This is a genomic window from Methylobacterium sp. UNC378MF (assembly GCF_900103195.1).
In the GTDB taxonomy this organism is placed as follows: Bacteria; Pseudomonadota; Alphaproteobacteria; order Rhizobiales; family Beijerinckiaceae; genus Methylobacterium.
Genome location: NZ_FMWU01000014.1, coordinates 1 through 15703, shown reverse-complemented (window position 1 = coordinate 15703; position 15703 = coordinate 1). Strand labels below are relative to the sequence as shown.

Below are 15703 nucleotides of genomic sequence, written 5' to 3'. Positions count from 1 at the left end.
GGGTTCCGGCGGCACCGCTGGCCCGCGCGCCCGCCGCCGCTCCGCTCCTCAGGTCATCACGAGATTCGTCGCCCATGCCCGCCACCGGCACGCCAGCCATCGGACCCGCCAGCGCGGGATCCGGCGTCGCCGCGGTGGTGGTGGCGGCCGGCCGCGGCATCCGCATCGGCGGCGGCACACCCAAACAATACCGCCGGGTCGGCGGCCAGGCGGTCCTGACCCGCACCCTGGCGGCCCTCGCCGCCGACGACGCGATCGCGCGGATCCAGCCGGTGATCGCCGCCGACGCGGCGGAGTTCTTCCGGAGCTGCCTGGAGGAACTGGCCCCCGCGATCCGCGCCAAGATCACCGCGCCGGTGGAGGGCGGGGCGACGCGCCAGCTCTCCGTGCGCGCCGGGCTCGAGGCCCTGGCAGCCGACGCAGCGCCCGAGATCGTGCTGGTCCACGATGCGGCGCGGCCCTACGTGGATGCCGCGCTGATCGCCCGGGCGATCGCCGCGGGACGCGACCACGGTGCGGCTGTCCCGGGCGTGCCGGTGACCGACACGGTCAAGCGCGTCGTCGACATCGCGCCCGGCATCGGCCGGGTTGACGAGACCCCGCCCCGCGAGCATCTGCGCGCGGTGCAGACGCCCCAGGCCTTCGTGTTCGGCCCGCTGCTCGGCGCCCACCGGGACGCCGCCGCGCAGGGCCTCGACGGCTTCACCGATGACGGCGCGCTGGCCGAATGGGCGGGGCTGCCGGTGGTGGTGTTCGCGGGCGACATCGCCAATCGCAAGATCACCCAGCCCGCCGACCTGATCGAGGCGGACCGCGCCTTCGCGTCGGAGAGTTCAGAAACGCCAGCGCCGGGAGCCCGCGCCATGACCACCTACGTCACCCGCCTCGGCACCGGCTTCGACGTGCACGCCTTCACCACCGGCGACCATGTCTGGCTGGGCGGGGTGAAGATCCCCGCCGACCGGGGCGTGCTCGCCCATTCGGACGGCGACGTGGCGCTGCACGCCCTGACCGATGCTCTGCTGGGCGCCATCGCGGACGGCGATATCGGCACCCACTTCCCGCCCTCCGACGAACGCTGGCGCGGGGCGTCCTCCGACCAGTTCCTGGCCCATGCCTGCGGGCTGGTCCGTGCCCGCGGCGGCCGCATCGACCACCTCGACATCACCGTGCTGGCCGAGGCGCCGCGCATCGGGAAGCATCGCGAGGAGATCCGGGCGCGGATCGCCGCCATCGCGGGCGTGCCGCTCTCGGCGGTCTCCATCAAGGCGACGACCACCGAGAAGCTCGGCTTCGTCGGCCGGGCCGAAGGGCTCGCCGCCCAGGCGGCCGCGACGGTGCGGCTGCCCGAGGAGGATGGCCCCGCCCTCGACGCGCAGGCCGAGACCGCGATGCGGCAGGGCTGAGCGGTTTCGGGGCGAGCGCGGGCGGAACAGGACGCGACTGGCCCTCTCCCGTTGCAGGCTTGCTGATCAGCGCGGTTTCAGGACCGGGCGCGGGTCCCTTCTCCCGCACGGGTGAGGGGCGCGTCGCGCTCCACCTCAGGCCACCCGCACCAGCAGCGCGATCGCCGCGACCGCCAGGGCCGCCATCGTCAGCAGGATGCCGCCGCCCCGGCAGGCGAACTGGCGCGGCGAGTTCGGGGCGGCGAACATCCCGATCGGGTGCAGGATCCGGGCGACCAGCAGGGCGATCAGCAGCGCCTGAACCAGCCCGTGGCTGCCGCCGCTCGCCTCCAGCAGGCCGATCACGATCAGCGCCAGCGGCACGTATTCCGAGAAATTGGCGTGCGAGCGGACGCGCTTGAGCATCGCCGCGTCACCCCCGTCCCCGAACAGCACGTTGCCGGAGACGCGGCCCGCCATGACCCATCCCGAGAGGCCGAGATACAGCAGGGCGAGCAGCCCGGCATAGAAAGCCGTGGTCGCGGGGAAGATCATGGAAAGGGTATCTCCGATCGGCGGCCGCCGGTCCTTGAGCCGGGCTCGACCTTGGGTCACAACATGAGATAGGGCGCCGCCGCCCGAGGAGAGCCCGTCCCCGATGGTCGACGACGCAGAGCTTCTCGCGCGCGCCGAGGCGCTGGTGGCGGCCTACACGGCGGCCGGGCGCACCATCGCCACGGCCGAATCCTGCACCGGGGGCCTCGTGGCCGGCCTGCTCACCGCGGTGCCGGGCTCCTCCGCGGTGGTGGAGCGCGGCTTCGTCACCTACTCGAACGCGGCCAAGGCCGAGGCGATCGGCGTGCCGATGGACCTGATCCGCCAGCACGGTGCCGTCAGCGAGCCGGTGGCGCGGGCGATGGCTGCCGGAGCGCTGACCGCGTCGCGAGCCACCGTCGCGGTGGCGATCACCGGGATCGCCGGCCCGGGCGGTGGCAGCGCCGAGAAGCCGGTCGGGCTGGTGCATTTCGGGCTCGCCCGGCGGGACGGCGGCGCACGCCATCTGGAGAGGCGCTACGGCGATCTCGGGCGCGCGGGCATCCGCCGCGCCGCCGTCGCCGACGCGCTCGGCCTGCTGGAGGAAGCCCTCGGCGACTGATCACGGCACGGGGAGGACGGTCCATGGATACGGTGACGACCCGCCTCTGCATCGTCGGCGGCGGACCCGCCGGGATGATGGCGGGCCTGCTCTTCGCCCGCGCCGGGATCGACGTGACCGTGCTGGAGAAGCACGCCGATTTCCTGCGCGACTTCCGCGGGGACACGATCCATCCCTCGACCCTCGACCTGATGGACGAGCTGGGCTTCACCGAGCGGTTCCGCGCCCTCCCCCAGCGGCGCGTCGAGAATTTTTCGGGCGTCGTCAACGGACGCAGCTACCGGGTCGCCGATTTCAGCCGGCTGCCGACCCGCAACCGCTTCCTGTCCTTCATGCCGCAATGGGACTTTTTGGACTTCCTCGCCGGCGAGGCCGGGCGCTACCCGGCTTTCCGCCTGATCCGCCGGACCGAGGCGCAGGACCTGATCGAGACGGAGGGCCGCATCGCGGGCGTGCGCGCGGCGGGGCCGGGCGGCTCGGTGGAGATCCGGTCCGATCTGGTTCTCTGCGCGGATGGCCGTCACTCGCGGATGCGGGAGCGCGCCGGCTTCGCGCCCCGGGCCTTCGGTGCGCCGATCGACGTGCTGTGGTTCCGCCTGCCGCGCCGGGACGGGGATCCCGAGGCGGCCGCCGGGCGGTTCGGACCGGGACGGATCCTGATCACCCTCGACCGGGGCGATGAATGGCAATGCGCCTACGTGGTGCCGAAGGGCGGCGACGCCGCGCTTCGCGCGCAGGGATTGCCCGCCTTCCGGACGCTGGTCGCGGAGATCGCGCCGTTCCTGGCCGACCGCACCGGGGCCATCGCCGATTGGGACGACGTCAAGCTCCTGACCGTCACGGTCGACCGGCTCGAGCGCTGGCACCGCCCGGGCCTGCTCTGCATCGGGGATGCCGCGCACGCGATGTCGCCGGTGGGCGGCGTCGGGATCAACCTCGCGATCCAGGACGCGGTGGCGGCCGCCAATCTGCTGACCGGGCCCCTGCGGGACGGCCGCCTCGTCGAGGCCGATCTCGCCCGGGTCCAGGCCCGGCGAATGTTTCCGGTGCGGGTGACGCAGGCGCTGCAGCGGATGATCCAGTCCCGCGTGATCGCCGCATCGCTTGCGGCCGACGCGCCGTTCCGGGCGCCGCTGGCCCTGCGTCTCCTCGATGCCCTGCCGCGGCTTCAGGTCCTGCCGGCGCGGATGATCGGGATGGGCGTGCGGCCCGAGCATGTGCGCGCGCCCCTGCGCGCCTGACAGCGTCCTTGCGAGCGGAGCAAAGCGATCCAGGAGGTCCCGATCGCGGTGCGACGCAGGACACGACGGAACGCCGCGCCCCGGCGATCCGACCAACGCCCCTCATCCCGAGGTGCGCGCGGCTTCCGCTGCGCTGCGGCACCGCAGGATGAGGGCGCGTGTTGGACTGCCCTCTTCTTCGCAGGGCCCGGCATCGTCAGCGGGCCGCGTCCCCGGGTCGCCTCGCTGCGCCGGCGATGACGGCGGCGCTACGCACCCACCCCGTACATCCGGTCCGCGCGCCCCTCGAAGGCGTCGGTGAACTTGCGGAAGGCGCGGTCGAACATCGTGCCCATGAGGAGTCCGAGCGTCCGGCTCTTGAACTCGTAGGTGATGAAGAAGTCGACGGTGCAGCCGCCGTTCGGCGCTTCCTTGAACAGCCAGCGATTCTCGAGGTGCCGGAACGGGCCGTCGATGTATTCGGCGACGATCTTGAGGTTCGCGGGATCGAGGCTGACCCGGGTGGTGAAGCGCTCGCGGATCGCCTTGTAGCCCACGCCCATCTCGGCGATCAGCACCTGCCCGCCCTCGGGCGTATCCTGCCGGCGGATCACGCGCAGGGATTCGCAGAGCGGCAGGAACTCGGGGTAGCGCTCCACGTCGGCGACGAGGTCGTACATCTGCTGCGGCGAATGCTTCACCGCGCGGGTGACCCGGAAGGACGGCATGGTGTTCGGATATCCTCAGGCCGAGAGCGCGGGCGACAGTTTTGCCAGACGTGCCGCCTGCAAACGCGCGAAATCCTCGCCCGCATGGTGCGACGAACGCGTCAGGGGCGTGGCCGAGACCAGCAGGAAGCCCTTGGCGTAGGCGGTGGTCTCGTAGGCCTTGAACTCGTCGGGGGGGACGAAGCGCACCACCTCGTGGTGCTTCTTCGAGGGTTGCAGGTACTGGCCGACGGTCAGGAAGTCGACGTCGGCCGAGCGCAGGTCGTCCATGAGCTGGAGCACCTCGTTCCGCTCCTCGCCGAGGCCGACCATGATGCCGGACTTGGTGAAGATCCCCGGGTCCAGCTCCTTGACCCGCTGGAGCAGGCGCACAGAGTGGAAGTAGCGGGCGCCCGGCCGCACCGTGAGGTACTTGGCCGGCACGGTCTCGAGGTTGTGGTTGAACACGTCGGGCTTGGCGGCGACCACGACCTCCAGGGCGCCGTCCTTGCGCAGGAAGTCCGGCGTCAGGATCTCGACCGTGGTGCCGGGGCTCGCCCGCCGGATCGCCGCGATGGTGCGGGCGAAATGCTCGGCGCCGCCATCCTTCAGGTCGTCCCGGTCCACCGAGGTGATGACCACGTGGTGCAGGCCGAGCTTGGCCACCGAATCGCCGATCTTCTCGGGCTCCGCCGCGTCGAGGGCCTCCGGCAGGCCGGTGCGCACGTTGCAGAAGGCGCAGGCCCGCGTGCAGGTGTCGCCCATGATCATGAAGGTGGCGTGCCGCTTCTCCCAGCACTCGCCGATATTGGGGCAGCCGGCCTCCTCGCAGACCGTGACCAGCCCGTGCTCGCGCACGATCTTCTGGGTCTCGGTCCAGGCCTTCGAGCCGGGCGCCTTCACGCGGATCCAGTCCGGCTTCTTGGCCTGGACCGGCTGATCGGGCCGGTGCGCCTTCTCGGGGTGACGCAGGCGCGCGGCGCGCGGATCGTTCTTCAGGATGTCGAGGACGACGGCCATGGGTCGAGGGCTGCCACACCGCGGGGAAGCGCCTGGGGCGCGTCGGGATCGCCCTGACTTAAGGCCCAAGCCCGCGCGCCGCAAACCACCGCGACGCCGGGCCGCCCCGCGGCGGTTGAGGGTGTGGGCGTTCCGTCAGATCCCCAAAGCCCGGACGAACAGCCCGGCCAGCACCGCCCCGACCAGGGGCGCGGCGACCGGGATCAGCGCGTAGCCCCAGTCGGAGGAGCCCTTGCCGGCGATCGGCAGCACCGCGTGGGCGATGCGCGGCCCGAGGTCGCGGGCCGGGTTGATGGCGTAGCCCGTGGTGCCGCCGAGCGACAGTCCGATGCCCCAGACCAGCATGCCGACCATGTAGGGCGCCACGCCCCGCGGGATCGCGCCGGTGGAGCCCAGCGTGGTGGTCACGAGGGCGGAGATGGTCAGGATTAGGAAGAAGGTCGCGATGATCTCGGAGATCCAGTTCGCTTTCGCGTCGCGGATCGCCGGGCCAGTGCAGAAGCAGGCGAGCTTGAGGCCAGTATCCTGGGTCGCGCCCCAATGCGGCAGGTAATGGAGCCAGACGAGGACGGCGCCCACGAAGGCGCCGAGCATCTGGGCCGGGATGTAGGTGGCGAGCTTGCTGAAATCGCCGGAGCTGACGGCGCCCGCCACGGTGACCGCGGGGTTGATATGGGCGTCGGCGCTGCCGGTGGCGTTGGCGACGAAGACGCCGGCGAGGACCGCGAAGGCCCAACCCGCCGTGATGGCGATCCAGCCGGCATTCTCGCCCTTGGAATGCTTGAGCAGGGCGCCCGCGACGACGCCGTCGCCGAGCACGATCAAGGTCATCGTGCCCAGGAATTCGCCCAGGAAGGGTGATGTCATCGTCCTGTCTCCCCCGTTCGCTGCTTTTTGTGAGAGTCCAAAGCTTGTGCGAGCGTGTGATCGCCGAAGGCGGTCACCGTTATCTGCGCAGATCCTCTTCGCCGCCCTCATCCTGAGGTGCCGAAGCGCGGCGGAGGCCGCGAAGGACAGCTCCAGGGATCGCGCGGCTGGCTGGATCCCTCCGTCGAGGCGGCTTCGCCGCACCTCGGGATGAGGTCGCGGGCGGGATGGAGGCGGTCACGAGGCCGTCGGGCCGCACGCCGTGCACACGGGCCCGAGGGCGGTGCGGTCAATCCTCGTCGGTCTTCCAGTCGAACGAGCGCTGCACCGCCCGGCTCCAGGCGGCGGCGATCGTCTCGCGCCGGCCGGCATCCATCTTCGGCGTCCAGCGCTTGTCGACGCCCCAGTTGCGCTTGAGGTCGTCGAGCCCCTTCCAGTAGCCGACCGCGAGGCCGGCCGCGTAGGCGGCGCCGAGCGCCGTGGTCTCGGCCACCTTCGGGCGCACCACCGGAACGTCGAGCATGTCGGCCTGGAACTGCATCAGCGTGTTGTTGGCGACCATGCCGCCGTCGGCGCGCAGTTCCTTGACCGGGATGCCGGAATCCTTCGCCATCGCGTCCAGCACCTCGTGGGTCTGGAAGGCGGTCGCCTCCAGCACCGAGCGGGCGATGTGGCCGCGGTTGACGTAGCGGGTCAGGCCGATGATCAGGCCGCGGGCGCCCTCGTTCCAGTGCGGCGCGTAGAGGCCCGAGAAGGCCGGCACGAAATAGACGCCGCCATTGTCCTCGACGGTGGTGGCGAGCGTCTCGACCTCGGCGGAATCCTTGATCATGTGCAGGTTGTCGCGCAGCCACTGCACAAGGGCGCCCGTGATGGCGATCGAGCCCTCCAGCGCGTAGGCCGGCTTCTGGCCGTCGAGCCGGTAGGCCAGCGTGGTGACGAGGCCGGCCTTCGACGGAACCGGCTCCTCGCCGGTGTTCATCAGCGCGAAGCAGCCGGTGCCGTAGGTGTTCTTGGCCTCGCCCGGCGCGAAGCAGGTCTGGCCGAACAGGGCCGCCTGCTGGTCGCCCAGGATGCCGGCGATCGGCACGCCGGCGAACGGCGCCTTGGTCTCCCCGTAGACCTCGCTCGACGAGACGATCTTCGGCAGCATCGCCTTCGGGATGCCGAAGGTCTTCAGCATGCCCTCGTCCCATTCGAGGGTCTTGAGCGACATGAGCTGCGTCCGGCTCGCGTTGGTCACGTCGGTGACGTGCAGGCCGCCTTCGGTGCCGCCGGTCAGGTTCCAGACGAGCCACGTGTCGATGTTGCCGAACAGCACGTCGCCGGCCTCGGCCTTCTCGCGGGCGCCGGGCACGTGATCGAGGAGCCAGCGGAGCTTGAGGCCGGAGAAGTAGCTCGCCAGGGGCAGGCCGGTGAGGTCGCGGAACCGGTCGCGGCCGCCGTCGCGGGCGAATTCGGCGACCAGCCGGTCGTTGCGGGTGTCCTGCCAGACCAGGGCGTTGTGGAGCGGCTGGCCGGTCGTCCGGTCCCAGATCAGCGTCGTCTCGCGCTGGTTGGTGATGCCGATGGCCGCGAGATCGGAGGGCTGGAGCCCGCCCTTCTCCAGCGCCTCGCGCATCACGCCCTGGGTCTTGGTCCAGATCTCGCCGGCATCGTGCTCGACATGGCCGGGGGCCGGGTAGATCTGCGCGTGCTCGGCCTGGGCCAGCGCGATGACGCTGCCCTCCCGGTCGAACACGATGAAGCGGCTGCTGGTGGTGCCCTGGTCGATGGCCCCGACGTAACGGCTCATCGTTCCCTCCCCTGTTGTGCCCGACCGGTCTGCCGCCGGATCGAGGCCGAAATGATCAGGCGGCCTCGGCCTTGCGGTCGAGGTAGGCGGCGAGGCGCGCCGCGCTCTCGGCGCCGGTGCGCAGGCCGAGCTTGGAGCGGCGCCACAGGATGTCGTCGGCGGTGACCGCCCATTCCTCGGTGCGCAGGTAATCGACCTCGGACGCCGTCAGCCCGCCGTCGAAGGCCTCGCCGAGATCCGCCATGGAGCGGGCCGTCCCGACGATGTCGCGCGCCCGGGTGCCGTAGGCGCGGGCGAGGCGCCGGGCGGTCTCGTCGGGCAGGAACGGCTTCTCGGCCTTCAGCTTGGCGAGGAACTGGTCGAAATCGGCGTCCTTCATGGCGCCGCCGGGCAGGACCGCGTCGCCGGTCCAGGCCTTCTTGAGCGCCGGGAAATACGGCTTCAGCTTCTCCAGCGCGTGCTCGGCGAGCCGCCGGTAGGTGGTGATCTTGCCGCCGAAGACCGACAGCACCGCCGCCTTCCCGCCCCGGTCCTCGACGTCGAGGACGTAGTCGCGGGTCACGGCGGACGCGTTCTCGGCCGCGTCGTCGTAGAGCGGGCGCACGCCCGAATAGCTCCAGACCACGTCGGCCGGGGTGATCCGGGTGTCGAACGAGCGGTTGATGCAGCCGCAGAGATAGTCGGTCTCGTCCTGCGAGATCGAGACCGGGCCCGGCTCGCCGTCATAGGGCACGTCCGTGGTCCCGATCAGCGTGAAATCGCGTTCGTAGGGGATGGCGAAGATGATGCGCTTGTCGGGCTGCTGCAGGATGTAGGCCTGGTCGCCCGCGAACAGGCGCTTGACCACGATGTGGCTGCCCTTGATCAGGCGCACCGCCGCGCGGCTGTTGATGCCGAGCGTCCCGCCGAGCGTCTCGCTGACCCAGGGGCCGGCGGCGTTGACCACGGCCTTGGCGCGGATCGTCCGCTCGGCGCCGCCGCGCTCGTCGCGCAGGGTTGCGACCCAATGTTCGTCGTCCCCCGCGCCCGCACGCCGGGCCGAGACCACGCCGGTGCGGGTCAGCACCGTCGCGCCGCGCTCGCGGGCATCCATGGCGTTGAGCACGACGAGGCGGCTGTCCTCGACCCAGCAATCGGAATAGACGAAGCCGCGCGTCAGGCGCTTCTGCAGCGGTTCTCCGTAGGCCGAACTGCGCAGGTCGACGCCGTGCGAGCCCGGCAGCGTCCGCAGCCGCGCGAGATGGTCGTAGAGGAACAGGCCGAGCCGCAGCATCCAGGCCGGGCGCAGGCCCTCGTCGTGGGGCAGGACGAAGCGCAGCGGCCAGATCACGTGCGGTGCGAGCCGCAGCAGACGCTCACGCTCCGCAAGCGCCTCCCGCACGAGCCGGAACTCGTAATATTCGAGGTAGCGCAGGCCGCCGTGGATGAGCTTCGTCGAGGACGAGGAGGTGAAGCCGGCCAGATCCCCGCGCTCGGCCAGCAGGACCGACAGACCCCGGCCGGCCGCATCCCGGGCGATCCCCGTGCCGTTGATGCCGCCGCCGATGATCAGGAGATCGTAGGCGTCGGACGGCTCGCGCTGGCGCGTTGCTGCCGCCATGGTTCCTCCTCTCCCGCCCTCGCGGCGGGTTGGAGATATATTGAGCCTCCCGGAAATTTTCGCAAGCGAAAAAGAGAATGTTCGTTACGGTTCGTCCGCGTTGTCGGCGACCGCAAGGGTGACGCCCTGGCGCTCCATCAGCGCGACGATCTCCGACGGCGGCATCCGATCCGTGAAGAACGTGTCGACCTGCTCCAGGCGCCCGACCTGGACCATCGGGCGGCGGGTGAACTTGGTGTGATCGGCCACCAGGAAGGTCTTCCGGGCATGGGCCAGGATGGTCTGCGTCGCCCGCACCTCCTCGTAATCGTAGTCGAGGAGCGCCCCGTCGGCGTCGATGCCGCTGATGCCGATCACCGCCATGTCGACGCGGAACTGGCTGAGCGTGTCGCAGGTGAGCTGGCCCAGCACCGCGCCGTCGCGGTTGCGCACGGTGCCGCCGGCCACGACGATGCGGAACTCGGTGGTCTCGGCCAGCGACAGGGCGACGTTGAGATTGTTGGTGATGATGCTGAGATCGTCGTGGTGGGTGAGTTCCCGGGCGACGGCCTCGGGCGTGGTGCCGATATTGATGAAGACCGAGCAATGCGACGGGATGCGGCTCGCCGCGAGGCGGCCGATCCGGGTCTTCTCCGGCAGCAGGGTCACCCGGCGATCGGCATAGTCGATGTTCTCGACGCTGGACGGCAGGCCGCCGCCGCCGCGGTAGCGCTCGAGCCGGCCCTCGGCGCTCAATTCGTTGAGATCCCGCCGGATCGTCTGCACGGTGACGCCGAACTGCGCCGCCAGAGCCTCGATCGTGACGAAGCCGCGCTGGCGCACGCAGGCCACGATGGCGCTGCGCCGCCCCTCGACACCGGTCGCCTCGACCCTGTCCTCGGATCTCCGGTCGAGCGGTCGTGACATCGATAGGCCCTCGCATGTCCTCAGGCCGCCGCGCCGCTGGATGCGAACCGGCCGATATTCGTTTTCGAACATTCTTCGGCGGCGGCAGCGTTCGCGCAAGCTTGAACTGCGGCTCGCCGGTCCGCAACGGCCGATCGTCATGCATTATGCTTCCGGTCGGCGGGGCGGGCGGTTTCCTGTGAGCAGGCACAAAAAAGGCCTGCCGCGGATGCGACAGGCCGAGCCTCCCGGGCAATGCCGCCTGCGGCGCGCCCCGGTGCTCTCCGCTCACATGTGGTGGCGCATCCGGCGGTGATGCTTCATGCGCTTGTGCTTCATGCGCTTGCGCATCATCGGGCGCGCGGCCGGCGCAGCACCCTGCTCCATCGCGGCCGCCTCGTTGGCGCGCTCCAGGCCGCCGCGGGGACCACCGGCCTGCGAGCCAGAGGCGTTGTAGGGCGAGTTGCCCTGGGCGTAGGCGGAGCCCGCGAGGAGCGTCAGCGACGCGGCGGCCAACAGAAGTTTCCTCATCGTCAATCCCTGGCATAAACCGGCGCAGGCAAAGCGTCGCGCGTCGTCAGGCGCGTTGCCGCTGCGTCGGAAAATAAGCGGCTCAGACGAGACTTGGTTCCGCATCATCGCGCGTTTGCGGCGCACAATTGCCGGCAGCGTTAACTCGGCCTATGTCGCCACCGTCCCGGCCCGGCCGCGACCGAGCAACAGGGGAGCAGGTGGCGGTGGCCAGCAGCGGTTCGGCCTATCTCCTGCTCGATGTCGCCGGCACGACCTGCGCCCTGCCCCGTGGCGCGGTCGCCGAGATCCTGCCGCTCCCGGATCTCCACACGCCGCCCGCGGCCGGCGGCTGGCTCACCGGCTTCCTCAATCTCGGCGGCGCACCGGTCCCGGTGATCGACCTGGCGGCCCTGCTCGGCCTGCACCCGGCGGTTCCGGCGCCCGGCGTCTACGCCCACCTCGTGCTGATGCAGGGCGAGGCCGTCGCCTACCTCGTCGACCGCGTAGCCGACCTCATGACCGTCCCGGAGAGCGCGATCCGGCCGACCGAGGAGGGCGGTACGCTCAACGGCTGCGTCGCCGCGGAACTGGTCCTCGACGAGCGCCTGGTCCACGCATTGGCGCCGGAGCGCCTCCTGACCGCGCAGGAACGGAGCCGCGTCGACGCCCTGGCGCGGGCCGCCGCCGAACGCCTCGCCGCGCTGCCGCACTCCGCCTGACCGCGCGATGGCCCGTCCGGGTATTCCCCGTCCCGATCTGGGTGCCGATCCCGCCTACGCGCCCCTCAAGGCGCGGATCATCGCGCGCACCGGCCACCATTACTACATCGACAAGGACGAGTTGCTGATCGAGCGGCTGCACCGCCGCATCCGGGCCGCTGCGGTGGCCGATTGTGCCGCCTACGCGACCCTGCTGTCGAGCGGGGCGGAGGGCGAGGCGGAATGGGCCCGGCTCGAGGCCGAGATCACCGTCGGCGAGACTTTCTTCTTCCGTTATGCCGAGCAGTTCAAGGCGCTGCGTGAGGCCATCCTGCCGGCGCTGATCGCGGCCCGGGCGGCCGAGCGCGTCCTGCGGATCTGGAGCGCCGGCTGCTCCACCGGGGCCGAGCCCTATTCCCTGGCGATCCTGGTGCGCGAACTGCTGGGCGACGCCCTGCCCGACTGGCGGGTCACGATCCTCGGCACCGATATCAGCGTCGAGGCGCTGGCCACCGCCCGCGCCGCCGAGTACGGCCGCTGGGCCCTGCGCACGATGCCGCCGGAGGAAAGGCTGCGGTACTTCACCCGGCTGCCGGCCACCCCGGGTATCCGGCGCGAGGGCGGCTACGCCCTGCGGCCGGAATTTCGCGGACCGGTCCGGTTCGAGCGCGGCAACCTGCTGACCCTGGCCGAACCGGGGACGCCGCAGGGCGAGCCGTTCGATCTGATCCTCTGCCGGAACGTGCTGATCTATTTCGATGCCCGGACGGTCGCCGCCGTGGTGCGGGGTCTCGGCCGCAGGCTGCGGCCGGACGGCTGGCTGCTGCTCGGCCACGCCGAGCCGAGTCCCGCCTTCGCGAGCTTCCTCGACGCCGTCAGCCTGCCCGGCACCGTGGCCTATCGCCCCCGCTCCGAGGCGCCGCCGGTCGCCCTGGGCACCGCGCCGGCGCCGGATCCCGCCCATCCGGCACGACCGGAGGTGGAGCCCTGTGCGCAGGAGCCCGGCCGGGTTCCGGCCGGGTCCGGCACCGGCGCAGGGGCCGGACAGCCCGACGCCGCGACCGATCCTGTCCCGAACCGGGGCGCCGCCTCCGCGGCCGCGACGGGTCCCGCCGAGCCTGAGGGACCGGAGGCCGCGGATCCAGCCGCGGACGAGGCGGGCGGGCTCGACCGGATCCGCGCCCTCGCCGATTCCGGGGAGACCGGCGCGGCCTGGCGGGCGTTGCGGGTCGCCCTCGACCGGGACCCGACCGACACGGCCCTGCGCTTCTACGAGGGTCTGCTGGCCCGCACCCTCGGCCGCGATGCCGAGGCCGAGCGGGCGCTCCGGGCCGCGCTCTACCTCGACCGCGGTTTCGTGATGGCCCATTACCATCTCGGCCTGCTGCTGATCGCGCTGCAACGCCCGCACGAGGCGGTCCGCGCCCTCGACAACGCCGTCGCCTTCAGCCAAGCCCTCGGGCCGGATACGGCGCTGCCCGAGGGCGACGGCGCCTCCGCCGGCGAGATTGCGGCCAGCGCGGCCGCGGCCCGTGCCGCGCTCGGCGGAACCGGCAGCAGGAGGTCCTGATGGGGGCACGCCCGATTGCACAGGAGGGCCCTCCCCGGACGCGGACGGAGCGGGATCTGCGCGCCGAGCGCGCGGCCGCCCTCGCCCGGCGCGGCGCCGTTGCGCTGGCCGCCGATTCGGGGATCGATCACCTCGTCTGCGCCTGCGGCAGTGAGCGCTACGGCATCCCCCTGGCGGCCGTCGCGCAGGTCCTGCCGTCGCGCCCCTGCACGCCGATGCCCGGCGCAGTGCCGGCGCTGGACGGCCTCATCGCCCTGTCGGGCCGGATCGTCGGCGTGCTCAGCCTTGCCCGGGCCCTCGGCCGGCCTGACCCCGGACCGGACGGGGAGACGGCTTCGGGTCATCTGATCGTCCTGCGCGGCACGCAGACGCAACCGCTTGCCCTGTCGGTGGAACGGGTGCTGGGCATCGCCCGGGCGGCCGCGTCCGGCGCGGCCGCGTCGGATGTGGCGGATCCCGATGGGTTGGGCAACGCGGCCGCCTCGGTCTATGCCCCGGCCTCCGAGGCCGGTTCGGCCGGCGAGGGTCGCCCCGATTTCGTCGTCATCGACCTCCCCCGCCTCCTGCGCCGCGCCCTGCCCTGATCGGGCCGCCTGCCCCAACCGGAGCCCTCCCCGCCCGTGTCGCTCTCGATCGGAAGACGCATTCTTCTCGGCTTCTTCGCCATCACGGCAGTGGTGGTGGCGCTCGGCCTCTACGCCCTCGAGCAGATCGGCGCGGTGCGCGACACGACCGATGCGATCGTCCGGCGGGACATGACGATCCTGCGCCAGCTCGACGATCTCGGGAACGAGGCGCGCGATCTCGGGCTCCTGCGCCGCAGCGCCGTGATCGCGATGCTGCTGCAGGCGCAGGGACGCCCGGCCGGGACCGAGGATCTTCTGGCGACCTGGCGCCAGACGGCGGCACAGGTGGAGAACCGGCTCGCCACCACGGTCCAGCTCGCGACCGAGTACCGGACCCGGTCGGCCTCCCTCGAGCGCGCGGCGTCCTGGGACCGCATCGCGGCGGCGGCGAACGCGGTCCAGGGGGCCTTCCGCGAGGTCAAGTCCCTGGGCGAGGCGCAATTCGCGGCCGTCGCCCGGCAGGACGTCGCGTCGGTCGAGGCCCGCAACGTGGAGATCACCCGCCTGCAGGCGCCCTTCCTCGACGGGATCAAGAACCTCCGGTCTCAGCTCGACGGCGGCATGGCTCTGGGCCAGCGCGCCGCGCAGGAGGTCTACGAGCGTTCGCGCCTCTCGATCTACCTGACCCTGGCCGCCTCGGTGCTGCTGGCGATCCTGATCACGTGGCTGATCAGCCGCGCCGTGGTGCGGCCCCTCGAGACGGTCATGGCCTTCGTGGCCCGCGTCGGCGCGGGCGACCTGTCCGGCCAGCTGGCGGCGGGCGGACGCGACGAGATCGGCCGTCTGGGTGGGACGCTGAACGCGATGGTGGCGGGTCTGTCGGATCTGGCGCGGACCAACCGTGCGGCGACCGCGGACCTGAACGCGGCGGCGGCCGAGATCCGCGCCTCGGCGCAGGAGCAGGCGGCCTCGGTCGAGCAGCAATTCGCGGCCGTGCAGGAGACCGCCGCCACGGTCGACGAGATCACCCATTCGGGCGCGCAGATCTCGAAGCGCGCCACCGAGGTGATCGCCACCGCCCAGGCCACGGCCCAGACCTCGCGGCAGGGGCTGCGCGCGGTCTCCGACACCGCCAAGGCCATGGACGCGATCCGCGAGCAGGCGGAGGCGGTGGCGGGCAACATCGTCAGCCTGTCGGAGAAGACCCAGACGATCGGCGACATCATCGAGACGGTCAACGACATCTCGGAGCGCACGCATCTCCTGGCGCTCAACGCCGCCATCGAGGCGGCCGCGGCCGGCGAGAGCGGGCGCAGCTTCGCGGTGGTGGCCTCGGAGATGAAGCTCCTGGCCGACCAGGCCAAGGCGGCCACCGGTCAGGTGCGCGGCATCCTGGGCGAGATCCAGCGGGGCATCAACACGTCGGTGATGCTGACCGAGGAGGCGGTCAAGCGCGCGGCCGCGGGCAAGACCCGCTCGGACACGACGCAGCGGACCATCGAGGAGATCACCGCGCGGGTGGAGGAGAACGTGCAGACCTTCCAGCAGATCGTGGCCTCGACCAACCAGCAGCAGCTCGGCATCGAGCAGGTGATGGGCGCGCTGCAGAACATCCGGCAGGCCAGCCAGCAGACCGCGGCCGGCACACGCCAGGTCGAGGCCGCCTCCGCCAACCTCACCGAACTCGCCCAGGCCCTCATGGCGCTGGCCGAACGCTACCG

General features: G+C 71.7%; 15 protein-coding genes. 7 read left to right on the top strand and 8 right to left on the bottom strand.

The window, feature by feature from the left end; genetic code table 11:
• Positions 1-74: 74 nt before the first annotated feature.
• Positions 75-1406, top strand: a complete 1332-nt coding sequence (locus tag BLT59_RS15725; protein WP_091781933.1) for a bifunctional 2-C-methyl-D-erythritol 4-phosphate cytidylyltransferase/2-C-methyl-D-erythritol 2,4-cyclodiphosphate synthase — start codon at positions 75-77, stop codon at positions 1404-1406.
• Between the two features lie 135 nt (positions 1407-1541).
• On the opposite strand, the gene BLT59_RS15720 is transcribed toward BLT59_RS15725, so the two are convergent.
• Entirely contained in the window at positions 1542-1940 is a 399-nt protein-coding gene (locus BLT59_RS15720) for an MAPEG family protein (protein WP_091781930.1), read from the bottom strand.
• Positions 1941-2043: 103 nt separating this feature from the next.
• On the opposite strand from BLT59_RS15720, the gene BLT59_RS15715 reads away from it, so the two are divergent.
• The gene (locus BLT59_RS15715) at positions 2044-2541 is read left to right on the top strand and encodes a CinA family protein (protein ID WP_091781927.1); all 498 of its coding nucleotides are present in this window, start codon (positions 2044-2046) and stop codon (positions 2539-2541) included.
• Positions 2542-2564: 23 nt separating this feature from the next.
• Entirely contained in the window at positions 2565-3782 is a 1218-nt protein-coding gene (locus BLT59_RS15710; RefSeq protein WP_091781924.1) for an FAD-dependent oxidoreductase, read from the top strand.
• A gap of 248 nt (positions 3783-4030) precedes the next feature.
• On the opposite strand, the gene BLT59_RS15705 is transcribed toward BLT59_RS15710, so the two are convergent.
• The 7 genes from BLT59_RS15705 to BLT59_RS15675 all read right to left on the bottom strand — a co-directional run bounded on the left by BLT59_RS15705 (position 4031) and on the right by BLT59_RS15675 (position 11166).
• Entirely contained in the window at positions 4031-4489 is a 459-nt protein-coding gene (locus tag BLT59_RS15705) for a type II toxin-antitoxin system RatA family toxin (RefSeq protein WP_091781921.1), read from the bottom strand.
• Positions 4490-4504: 15 nt separating this feature from the next.
• Complete coding sequence (lipA, locus tag BLT59_RS15700; RefSeq protein ID WP_091781918.1) at positions 4505-5488, bottom strand: lipoyl synthase; 984 nt, start codon at positions 5486-5488, stop codon at positions 4505-4507.
• 135 nt (positions 5489-5623) lie between these two features.
• Positions 5624-6355, bottom strand: a complete 732-nt coding sequence (locus tag BLT59_RS15695; protein ID WP_091781915.1) for an MIP/aquaporin family protein — start codon at positions 6353-6355, stop codon at positions 5624-5626.
• Between the two features lie 289 nt (positions 6356-6644).
• Positions 6645-8150, bottom strand: a complete 1506-nt coding sequence (gene glpK / locus BLT59_RS15690) for a glycerol kinase GlpK (RefSeq protein WP_091781912.1) — start codon at positions 8148-8150, stop codon at positions 6645-6647.
• A gap of 55 nt (positions 8151-8205) precedes the next feature.
• Positions 8206-9750 carry a glycerol-3-phosphate dehydrogenase gene (glpD, locus tag BLT59_RS15685; RefSeq protein WP_091781910.1) on the bottom strand — a complete coding sequence of 515 codons (1545 nt, stop codon included), beginning with the start codon at positions 9748-9750 and terminating at the stop codon, positions 8206-8208.
• An 84-nt stretch (positions 9751-9834) separates the two neighbouring features.
• Positions 9835-10656 (bottom strand): DeoR/GlpR family DNA-binding transcription regulator, encoded by an 822-nt coding sequence (locus tag BLT59_RS15680; RefSeq protein ID WP_091782313.1) that lies wholly within the window; start codon positions 10654-10656, stop codon positions 9835-9837.
• Positions 10657-10923: 267 nt separating this feature from the next.
• On the bottom strand, positions 10924-11166 hold the full coding sequence (locus tag BLT59_RS15675; RefSeq protein WP_091781907.1) for a hypothetical protein: 243 nt from the start codon (positions 11164-11166) through the stop codon (positions 10924-10926).
• Positions 11167-11372: 206 nt separating this feature from the next.
• On the opposite strand from BLT59_RS15675, the gene BLT59_RS15670 reads away from it, so the two are divergent.
• The 4 genes from BLT59_RS15670 to BLT59_RS15655 form a co-directional block, all read left to right on the top strand.
• Complete coding sequence (locus BLT59_RS15670) at positions 11373-11867, top strand: chemotaxis protein CheW (protein ID WP_244514012.1); 495 nt, start codon at positions 11373-11375, stop codon at positions 11865-11867.
• A 7-nt stretch (positions 11868-11874) separates the two neighbouring features.
• Positions 11875-13416 (top strand): CheR family methyltransferase, encoded by a 1542-nt coding sequence (locus BLT59_RS15665; protein WP_091781901.1) that lies wholly within the window; start codon positions 11875-11877, stop codon positions 13414-13416.
• Complete coding sequence (locus BLT59_RS15660) at positions 13416-14000, top strand: chemotaxis protein CheW (RefSeq protein ID WP_091781899.1); 585 nt, start codon at positions 13416-13418, stop codon at positions 13998-14000. Before BLT59_RS15665 ends, BLT59_RS15660 begins: the two co-directional genes overlap by 1 nt.
• A gap of 36 nt (positions 14001-14036) precedes the next feature.
• Positions 14037-15703, top strand: a 1667-nt coding sequence (locus tag BLT59_RS15655; protein WP_091781896.1) for a methyl-accepting chemotaxis protein, incomplete at its 3' end; no start/stop codon positions are given.

Bases quoted from the DNA above. Each gene is read 5' to 3' on its own strand.
- glpD (WP_091781910.1), bottom strand. From the start codon at position 9,750: ATGGCGGCAGCAACGCGCCAGCGCGAGCCGTCCGACGCCTACGATCTC.
- BLT59_RS15680 (WP_091782313.1), bottom strand. From the start codon at position 10,656: ATGTCACGACCGCTCGACCGGAGATCCGAGGACAGGGTCGAGGCGACC.
- BLT59_RS15725 (WP_091781933.1), top strand. From the start codon at position 75: ATGCCCGCCACCGGCACGCCAGCCATCGGACCCGCCAGCGCGGGATCC.
- BLT59_RS15710 (WP_091781924.1), top strand. From the start codon at position 2,565: ATGGATACGGTGACGACCCGCCTCTGCATCGTCGGCGGCGGACCCGCC.
- BLT59_RS15665 (WP_091781901.1), top strand. From the start codon at position 11,875: ATGGCCCGTCCGGGTATTCCCCGTCCCGATCTGGGTGCCGATCCCGCC.
- BLT59_RS15720 (WP_091781930.1), bottom strand. From the start codon at position 1,940: ATGATCTTCCCCGCGACCACGGCTTTCTATGCCGGGCTGCTCGCCCTG.
- glpK (WP_091781912.1), bottom strand. From the start codon at position 8,150: ATGAGCCGTTACGTCGGGGCCATCGACCAGGGCACCACCAGCAGCCGC.
- BLT59_RS15660 (WP_091781899.1), top strand. From the start codon at position 13,416: ATGGGGGCACGCCCGATTGCACAGGAGGGCCCTCCCCGGACGCGGACG.
- lipA (WP_091781918.1), bottom strand. From the start codon at position 5,488: ATGGCCGTCGTCCTCGACATCCTGAAGAACGATCCGCGCGCCGCGCGC.
- BLT59_RS15675 (WP_091781907.1), bottom strand. From the start codon at position 11,166: ATGAGGAAACTTCTGTTGGCCGCCGCGTCGCTGACGCTCCTCGCGGGC.
- BLT59_RS15715 (WP_091781927.1), top strand. From the start codon at position 2,044: ATGGTCGACGACGCAGAGCTTCTCGCGCGCGCCGAGGCGCTGGTGGCG.
- BLT59_RS15695 (WP_091781915.1), bottom strand. From the start codon at position 6,355: ATGACATCACCCTTCCTGGGCGAATTCCTGGGCACGATGACCTTGATC.
- BLT59_RS15705 (WP_091781921.1), bottom strand. From the start codon at position 4,489: ATGCCGTCCTTCCGGGTCACCCGCGCGGTGAAGCATTCGCCGCAGCAG.